The organism is Marinitenerispora sediminis (assembly GCF_003336425.1).
GTDB lineage: Bacteria > Actinomycetota > Actinomycetes > Streptosporangiales > Streptosporangiaceae > Marinitenerispora > Marinitenerispora sediminis.
In genome coordinates this window covers 1-9,113 of sequence record NZ_QEIO01000181.1, presented here as the reverse complement: position 1 = coordinate 9,113, position 9,113 = coordinate 1, and the positions used below count along the sequence as shown (strand labels likewise).

Annotated in this window: 7 protein-coding genes; 1 reads left to right on the top strand and 6 read right to left on the bottom strand. The window is 70.8% G+C overall.

What is annotated here, in order from left to right:
* Nucleotides 1–28 precede the first annotated feature (28 nt).
* The 6 genes from DEF28_RS23705 to DEF28_RS23680 all read right to left on the bottom strand — a co-directional run bounded on the left by DEF28_RS23705 (nt 29) and on the right by DEF28_RS23680 (nt 8,625).
* Entirely contained in the window at nt 29–1,045 is a 1,017-nt protein-coding gene (locus DEF28_RS23705; protein WP_114433466.1) for a TerC family protein, read from the bottom strand.
* 111 nt (nt 1,046–1,156) lie between these two features.
* The gene (locus DEF28_RS23700; protein ID WP_114400011.1) at nt 1,157–1,711 is read right to left on the bottom strand and encodes a hypothetical protein; all 555 of its coding nucleotides are present in this window, start codon (nt 1,709–1,711) and stop codon (nt 1,157–1,159) included.
* Nucleotides 1,711–3,309: an Nramp family divalent metal transporter gene (locus tag DEF28_RS23695; RefSeq protein ID WP_114400012.1), complete on the bottom strand. Its 1,599-nt coding sequence runs from the start codon at nt 3,307–3,309 to the stop codon at nt 1,711–1,713. The genes DEF28_RS23700 and DEF28_RS23695 overlap by 1 nt, the downstream gene beginning before the upstream one ends.
* Before the next feature lie 192 nt (nt 3,310–3,501).
* Nucleotides 3,502–5,610 (bottom strand): acetate--CoA ligase family protein, encoded by a 2,109-nt coding sequence (locus DEF28_RS23690; protein ID WP_114400015.1) that lies wholly within the window; start codon nt 5,608–5,610, stop codon nt 3,502–3,504.
* 72 nt (nt 5,611–5,682) lie between these two features.
* Nucleotides 5,683–6,912 (bottom strand): formyl-CoA transferase, encoded by a 1,230-nt coding sequence (gene frc, locus DEF28_RS23685; RefSeq protein WP_114400013.1) that lies wholly within the window; start codon nt 6,910–6,912, stop codon nt 5,683–5,685.
* Between the two features lie 24 nt (nt 6,913–6,936).
* Entirely contained in the window at nt 6,937–8,625 is a 1,689-nt protein-coding gene (locus tag DEF28_RS23680) for a thiamine pyrophosphate-binding protein (protein WP_114400014.1), read from the bottom strand.
* A gap of 227 nt (nt 8,626–8,852) precedes the next feature.
* On the opposite strand from DEF28_RS23680, the gene DEF28_RS23675 reads away from it, so the two are divergent.
* Nucleotides 8,853–9,113 (top strand): ATP-grasp domain-containing protein (locus DEF28_RS23675; RefSeq protein ID WP_181874414.1); only part of this gene is annotated, 261 nt, incomplete at its 3' end.

The window sequence follows — 9,113 nt, the reverse complement described above, 5'->3', positions numbered from 1 at the left end:
CCGCCCCGTCGTATGAGCGGATCCGCCGTCAGGCGTTCACCCGGTCCTGCGCGCCGCCCTCCGCCGGCGGGGTGGCCGCGCTCTCGGCGGCCGCGGGCTGCGCCGCGGCGTCGCGGCGGCTCTTGGCCAGGCTCGCCACCGTGGTCCCGGCCAGCGTCAGCACGATGACGACCAGCGACAGCCAGGTGGGGATCTCCGGCACGTGCAGGTCGGTGGTCTCGTGCAGCGCGTGCAGGATGAGCTTCACCCCGATGAACCCGAGGATGAACGCCAGGCCCTTGCTCAGGTACACCAGCTTGGTCAGCAGCCCGCCGATCAGGAAGTACAGCTGGCGCAGCCCCATGAGGGCGAACGCGTTCGCGGTGAACACCAGGTAGGGCTCCGACGTGATCCCGAAGATCGCCGGGATGGAGTCCAGCGCGAACAGCACGTCGGTCATCCCGACCGCGACCATCACCATCAGCATCGGCGTGACCAGGCGCCTGCCGTCCACCTTCACGGTGAGCTTGGCCCCGTGGAACCGGTCCGTGGCCGGCAGGACCCGCCGCACCATCCGGACCGCCGCGTTCTCCTTGTACTCCTCCTCCTCACCGCCGTCGGCGACGAGCTTCCAGGCCGTGTACAGCAGGAACGCCCCGAACAGGAAGAACACCCCGGCGAAGGCGTTCACCACGGCCGCGCCCAGGGCGATGAACAGCCCGCGGAACACCAGCGCGAGCGCGATCCCGACCAGCAGCACCCGCTGGCGGTGCTCCGGCGGCACCGCGAACGAGCCGAGGATGAGGATGAACACGAACAGGTTGTCCATGCTCATCGAGTACTCGACGATCCAGCCGGTGAAGAAGTCGAGGCTCTGGTCGCCCCCGGCGAACACCGCGATCCCGATGCCGAAGACGATCGCGAGCGACACGTACACGGCGATCCAGATCCCCGCCTCGCGCATCGAGGGCTCGTGCGGTCGGCGGGCGATGATGATGAAGTCGAGCGCGATCACGCCGAGCAGGACGGCGATGGTCACCCCCCACACCCACGGTTGAATATCCACGTTGTCCCACTCCTGAAGAGGTCCGAGGCACGGCCGGCCGTGCCAGCCCCGGGCGCCGGACGGCGCCCGGGGCCGAGGATGTGCGGTTGCCTAGGTCTGGCCGGGACGGGGTCACCGTCCGCGGTCGGCCGCCCGTCGGGGACGGGCGCGCACGGAACTCACGTGCTCGACGTAACGCGCGACGAGAGTTGCGGCCACGTCATTATGGCCGGTGATGCGCAGTAGCCAACGGGGGGCCAGCCGTTCGTGCAGCCAGAGGAACCCGATCGCGTACCCGAGGCTGAGCATCGCCTGGAACAGCAGGAAGGAAAGCAGCGGCTCCCGCAGCACCGACTCCTGGCCGAGCACCTGCGCCACGACGAACTCGTCGGCGAGCCGCGACAGCGGGAACCCGACCAGCCACAGCAGCGCCACCGGCCCCACCGCCCCGACCCCGATCCGGCCGGCCGCGAGCAGGACGCAGTACAGTCCGCCGAACAGCGCCAGCGGCGCCCCGAGGCCGACGGCGATCGCGGCGACCATGGCCGCCGGCAGGCCGGCCAGCGAGGCCACCCCGCCGGCGAACGCCCCGCTGAGCAGCCCGATCGCCGCGCCCGGTACCGCCACTTCGGCGTAGCACGCCGCGCGGGAGCGGCCGCGGGGCCCGGGGTGGAGGGCGGCGCCCATCAGCTCACCACCACACCGTAGGCGAACAGCGAGTAGAACAGCGCGCCCAGGTAGAAGACGGCCGCGAACCCGATGATCACGTTCGACACGATCCCCGGCCGGATCGGTCTGGGCAGCGTGATGTTGTTGACCAGCAGCAGCACCACGCAGTAGGCGCCCATGGCGAACGTCGAGAGGAACGCCAGCACGTCGAGGATCGACGCCGGGCCGTCGGCCGGCCCGAACAGCAGCACCAGGATGCCGAACGCGATCAGGCCCCACAGGAAGAACGCGTACAGCTTGGAGATGCTGAACCGCTTGGCACCCGGCACGAAGTAGTAGGTCATGTCGGCCTGGCCGCGCGAGAAGGAGTCGAACAGCCCGAGCGTGGCGTTGAGGCCGATCAGCGCGATGAAGCAGAAGAACACCGTGCCGAACACCGGGCTGCCCGCCGCGGCGAACGAGTTGGCCATCGCGTCCAGCGCGGCCTCCCGCTCCCCGTCGCGGATCACGTCGGCCACCCCCGGGTCCAGCCGCGCCGACGCCTGCGCCAGCACGGTGAAGGACACCGTCACCAGCATCGTGACGCCCCAGAACAGCAGCAGCGCGTCGAAGGTCACCCAGCGCCGCCAGCCCTTCCACTTGCGCATCTCGTCGGGGTCGGAGGTGTCGAACATGAACCCGCGCGAGGGCATGCTCTCCTGGTCCTCCGCGTGCCGCAGGCCGCGGATGCGCGGGACGTGCGCGCCCATGCCGGCGCCCTTGTCGCGCAGGTGCAGCGTGTACCACATCTGCTGCATCCCCGAGGGTCCCGCGAACGCGATCGACCCGACGATGATGGGGAACCAGGCCGGCGACAGCGCCTCCTCCGGCAGGTACCCGAAGTGGAACATCCCCGTGATGGTCGAGCTGAGGTCGGCGAAGCTGCCGACCATGGCCGCCACCACCGACGTCCCGACCACGAGGACCCCGATGCAGATGGAGAGCACGTTCTCCAGCAGGTTGTACACGACCTTGGCCAGGGTGAAGACCACGCCCACCAGCAGCATCCCGGCGACCGCCGTGGCCTGCCAGGGGATGCCGGTCACCCGTTCGAACGCCGAGGCCCCGGCGGACAGGTGCCCCGGCCAGATGTAGACCAGGATGGCCGTCACGAAGAAGAACCACATCAGGGGCTTGAACACCCGGGCCGCGCCGAAGAAGATGCTCTCCCCGGTGGCCATCGCGTAACGCGACATCTCCAGCATCACCACGGCCTGCAGGGTGACGCCGATGAGGAACAGCCAGCGGATCTCCGGCCCGAAGATCAGTACCAGGCGCGGCCACATGTAGGACTCGCCCATGCCGACGCCGAGCGCGACGAGGAAGACGGTCGGGCCGAGGATGTGGATGGAGGGGGGCGCCTCGGGAAGCGGGCGGATGGGTAACGGCTCCAGCCTCCCGGCGCGCCAGAAGCGCTCCGCGGGCTTCGCCTTCGCCGGGGCCGGCCCGGTGGCGGCGGAACCGCCGGCCGATTCGTCGGGGGTGGGACGCCGCTGACGGGGGATCAGCGGTTTCGGGGTCTCAGGCGGTACCCCTGTGGGGGTGGTGCCGCTGGGGTTGACGTCAGAGGAATCCATCCGTGGATCTCCCTCGGAAGAAGAGTGGATGTGAGCTGGTGGCCCCCTATGCCCCCGTGCTCCCTGGTCACCTCCCTCGCGAGTCGTCGTGGTGGCGCGCGCATCTGGTCGCTGGCGGGACGGCCGGTGCGGCGGTCCCCGGGCGGCCGTCGGCGGCGGCTGCGCGACCGCCCGGGGGTGACGGGCGTTGGATCAGAGTAGTCCCGCGGCGCGCGCCCAGCGATACTTGGCGCCGAGCACCTGCACGGGCTTCTCGGTGGTGTAGGGGTAGGCCACGATGCCGCGCTCGAAGAGGTAGGCGCTGGCCTGCTCGACCTCGGTGTCGCCGGACAGCGACGCCACCACCGGCTTGTCGATGCCCCGGGCCCGCGCCTCCTCCACCACCCGGGAGACCACCTCGGCGAACACCATCGGCGGCGTGACGATGGTGTGCCAGTAGCCGAGGATCAGCGCGTGCACCCGCTCGTCCTCCAGGCCGAGCCGGATCGTCTTCTCGTAGGTGGCGGGCGGCTCGCCGCCGGTGATGTCCACCGGGTTCCCGGCCGCGCCGAACGGCGGGATGAAGGCGCGGAACGCCTCGTCGAGGTCCGGCGGGATCTCGTACAGCGACATGCCGTTGTCGACCACCGCGTCGGAGAGCAGCACGCCCGACCCGCCGGCGCCGGTGATGATGACGACGTTCTCCCCCTTCGGCGCGGGCAGCACCGGCAGTGCGCGGCCGAACTCCAGCAGCTCGTTCAGCCCCGGCGCGCGCACCACGCCGGCCTGGCGCAGGATGTCGTCGTAGACCTTGTCGTCGCCGGCCAGGGCGCCGGTGTGCGACCCCGCGGCGCGCGCCCCCGCGGAGGTGCGGCCGGCCTTGAGCACCACCACCGGCTTCCTCGGCACCACCTCGCGGGCCGCCTCCACGAACGCGCGGCCGTCCTTGAGGTCCTCCAGGTGCATCGCGATGGCGTTGGTGTTCTCGTCCTGGCCGAAGAAGGTCAGCAGGTCGTCCTCGTCGATGTCGGCCTTGTTGCCGACCCCGACGATCGCCGACACCCCGGTGCTCGTACTGCGGCTGTAGCCGAGGATGGCCATGCCGATGCCGCCGGACTGCGAGGTCAGCGCGGTCCCGCCGGCCACGTCGTAGGGCGTGCAGAACGTCGCGGACAGCCGCTCCGGGGTGTAGTAGTAGCCGTAGATGTTGGGGCCGAGCAGCCGCACGCCGTGCTTGCGGGCGATCGCCAGCACCTCGGCCTGCAGCTCGTGCTCGCCCGTCTCGGCGAAGCCGGAGGGGATGAGGATCGCGCCGGCGACCCCCTTGCGGCCCACCTCCTCCAGGGCGCCCGCCACGAACTTCGCCGGGATGGCGAAGATCGCGACGTCGACGTCCCCGGGCACGTCGGCGATGCTGCGGTAGGCCTTGCGCCCGTACACCTCGTCGGCCTTGGGGTTGACGGGGTGGATCTCGCCCGCGTAGCCGCCGTCGACGACGTTGCGGATCACCGAGTTCCCGATCTTGCCCGTCTCGTTTGACGCGCCGATGATGGCGATCGAGCGCGGTTTGAAGATCCGGTTCATCGCGGTGAGGATCTCCGCGCGCTCGAAGCGCTTGGGCCGCGGCGGCGGCGCGAAGTCGAGGACGAAGCGCAGGTCGGCGGCCACCGCGTCGGTCGCGGTGGCGAACACCGGGTTGAGGTCGGCCTCCGCGATCTCCGGGAAGTCGGTGACCAGGTCGGAGAGCCGGCTCAGCACCTCGGCCAGCCGCTCGCGGTCCACGCCGGCCTGGCCGCGCACACCGCTCAGCACCTCGGCGGCCCTGATGTCGCCCACCTGGGCGAGCGCCTCGGCCGGGGTCACCGGGGCCAGCCGGAACGTGACGTCCTTGAGGACCTCGACCAGGACGCCGCCGAGGCCGAACACCACGAGCTTGCCGAACGTCGGGTCGGTGGTGGCGCCGATGATGACCTCCTGCCCGGCGCCCACCTGCTGCTGGATCTGCACGCCGGTGATGCGCGCCGCGGGGTCGTGCGCGCGGGCGTTGGCGACGATGCGGTCGTAGGCCGCCGCGACGTCCTCGGGCGAGGACAGGCCGACCGCCACGCCGCCGGCCTCGGTCTTGTGCAGGATGTCCGGAGAGACGATCTTGGCGACCACGGGCAGCCCGAGCTCGGCCGCCAGCGCCGCGGCCTCCTGCGGCGAGGTGGCCAGGCCCTCCCGCGGCGTGGGGATGCCGTAGGCGGTGGCGACGGCCTGCGCCTCGGGAGCGGTGAGCGAGCCGCGTCCCTCCTCGCGGGCGCGGTCCAGCACGGCGCGCACGGTGTCGCGGTCGTAGCCGTCCGGGCGGCCGGCCGGGGCCGGGGCGGTGGCGGGTGCGCTCTGGGAGGCCAATCAGATCACTCCGTTCGACTTGAGGGAGGCCAGGTCGTCGGCGCCGAGGCCGAGCTCCCCCTGGTAGATATCGGCGTTGTGCTCCCCGAGCAGCGGGGAGCGCTCGATCTCGGCGCGGGAGTCCGAGAGCCGGATCGGCAGGCCCACCGTGGTGTAGGAGCCGCGCTCGGGGTGCGGGACGGTCACCACGATCCCGTTGTCGCGCAGCGTGCGGTCCTCGATGATCTCCCGGGTCGACAGGATCGGGCCGCACGGGATGTTGTGCGCGTTCAGGGCGGCCAGCACCTCCCACTTGGGGAGCTGGCTGGACCACTCCTCGATCAGCGCGAACGCCTTGTCCAGCTTGTCGAGCCGCGCCTCGGGGGTCGCCCACCCGGGGTCGGTGGCGAGCTCGGGCCGCCCGATCAGCCGGGTGATCGGCTCCCAGCCGGGCGGCTGGATGATCACGTAGACGTAGTCGTTCGGGCCGCCGGGGGCGGTGCGCACCGCCCAGCCGGGCTGGCCGCCGCCGGAGGCGTTGCCGGACCGCGGGACCTCGTCGCCGAAGCTCTCGTTGGGGTACTCCGCGAGGGGCCCGTGCTCCAGTCGCTGCTGGTCGCGCAGCTTGACCCGGCACAGGTTGAGCACGGCGTCCTGCATGGCGACCTCCACCCGCTGGCCGCGCCCGGTCCGGGTGCGCTGGAACAGCGCCGCAAGAATACCGGCTACTGTATGCATTCCGGTACCCGAATCGCCGATCTGCGCGCCGGTCGCCAGCGGGGGCCCGTCCTCGAAGCCGGTGGTGCTCATGGAGCCGCCCATCGCCTGGGCGATCACCTCGTAGGCCTTGTACTTCTCGTAGGCTCCGGGCCCGAAGCCCTTGATGGAGGCGTAGACCAGCCGCGGGTTCGCCTCCCGCAGCACCTCCCAGGTGAAGCCCATCCGGTCCAGGGCGCCGGGCGCGAAGTTCTCCACCAGCACGTCGGAGCCGCGCACCAGGTCGAGGAAGATCTCCTTGCCCCGGTCGGTCTTGGTGTTCAGGGTGATGCTGCGCTTGTTGGAGTTCAGCATCGTGAAGTACAGGCTGTCGACTCCGGGCAGGTCGCGCAGCTGCCGCCGGGTGATGTCGCCGCTCGGCGCCTCCAGCTTGACCACGTCGGCGCCGAGCCAGGCGAGGATCTGGGTCGCCGACGGCCCGGACTGCACATGGGTCATGTCGAGGACGCGAACGCCGTCCAGTGCCTTCGTCATGGTGCTTCTCCCGGACTCAGGGGATCACTTGTACATGGTCTGGTTGCGGGTGCCGGGCGCGTAGACCTCGGGGTCGATCCAGACGTTGATCAGCGAGGGCTTGCCGGACTCGCGGGCCCGCAGCAGCGCCGGGCCGATCTCGGCCGGGTCGTGCACCTCCTCGCCGTAGCCGCCGAGCATCGTGGCGAACTCGGAGTAGCGGACGTCGCCGAGCGTGTTGCCGACGTTGCCGCGCGCCTCGCCGTACTTCGCGATCTGGCCGTAGCGGATCTGGTTCATCGAGGAGTTGTTGCCGATGATCCCGACGAAGGGCAGGTTGAAGCGGACCAGCGTCTCGAAGTCCCAGCCGGTGAGGCTGAAGGCGCCGTCGCCGAACAGCGCGACGACCTCCTTGTCCGGGCGCGCGTACTTGGCCGCCATGACGAACGGGACGCCCACGCCGAGCGTGCCGAGCGGGCCCGGGTCCAGCCAGTGGCCGGGGGACTTGGGCTGCACGACCTGCCCGGAGAAGGTGACGATGTCGCCGCCGTCGCCGATGTAGATGGAGTCCTCGGTGAGGAAGTCGTTGATCTCGCTGACCAGCCGGTAGGGGTGGATCGGGGTGGCGTCGGAGCGCAGCAGCGCGGCGCGCTTGTCCAGTGCCTGGCGCTCCTGGGCCCGCAGCTCCTCCAGCCAGGACTTGCGGCCCTGCGCGCCGTTGTCGCCGTAGCCGGAGGTCGCCTGCAGCACCGCGGACAGGATGACGTCGGCGTCGCCGACGATCCCGAGGTCGATGTCGCGGTTGCGGCCCACGGTGGCGTAGGACAGGTCGATCTGCACCACGGTGGCGTCCGGGGAGAGCCGCTTGCCGTAGCCCATGCGGAAGTCGAACGGGGTGCCGACGATGATGATGAGGTCGGAGTTGGTGAAGGCGTAGCGCCGCGACAGCTGGAAGTGGTGCGGGTCGCCGGGCGGCAGGGTGCCGCGGCCGGCGCCGTTCATGTAGGCGGGCACGTTGAGCGTGCGCACCAGCTCGGTCGCGGAGTCGGTGGCCCGGGTCGTCCAGACCTGGTTGCCGAGCAGGATGCTCGGCTTCTCCGAGCGCACCAGCAGCTCGGCCAGCCGCTCGATCGCCGCGGGGTCGCCGGCCTGCCGGGTGGAGGCCCGGTAGCGGCCGGCCTCGGGGATCCGCGCCTTCTCCACCGGGACCGAGGCGTCGAGGATGTCGCGGGGGATCTCCAGGAAGGACGGTCCGGGAGCCCCGTTCAGTGCCTCGCGGAAGGCCATGGAGACCATGTCGGCGACGCGCTCGGTGTGCGGGACGGTGGCCGCGAACTTGGAGATCGGGTTGATCATGTCGACGTGCGGCAGGTCCTGCAGCGAGCCCATCTTGTGCTGGCTCAGGGCGCCCTGGCCGCCGATGACGAGCAGGGGGCTCTCGGCGCGGTAGGCGTTGGCGATGCCGGTGACGGCGTCCGTGGTGCCGGGGCCCGCGGTGACCACCGCGCAGCCGGGCTTGCCGGTCACCCGCGCGTAGCCGTCGGCGGCGTGCGCCGCGACCTGCTCGTGGCGGACGTCGATGACGTCGATGCCTTCGTCGACGCACCCGTCGTAGATGTCGATGATGTGGCCGCCGCACAGCGTGAAGATCACGTCGACGCCTTCGGCCTTCAGCGCCTTGGCCACCAGGTGGCCACCGGAGATGGTCGTCGCGTCGCTCTTGTGGTCCGCCATATGCCTGCTCATCTCCTCCAGCGGCGCGCCGGAGCCGGCACGCACCACGGGTTGAATACTGCATACCGTATGAGTTCCATTGCTACATGACGTCGCGGCGCGTGTCCAGAGTGCGGCGGTGGGCGATCGGGAGTGCGGGTCCGGAGCCTCGGAAAGAGATATTGCATACTGCATACGATCTGACGTATGACAGAGGGAACCGAGGAACACGACCCCGAGGAGGCCCGGTGGACCTCTACGAGCACGAGGCGAAACAGCTGTTCGGCGAGCACGGCGTGCCACTGGTGGAGCGCCAACTCGCCGGCACGCCCGAGCAGGCGGCCCTCAGCGCGCAGCGGCTGGGCGGCCGTGTCGTCGTGAAGGCGCAGGTCAAGACGGGCGGCCGCGGCAAGGCGGGCGGCGTGAAGGTGGCCGACGGTCCGGAGGACGCCCGGGCCAAGGCCGCCCAGATCCTGGGCATGGACATCAAGGGCCACACGGTGCACCGG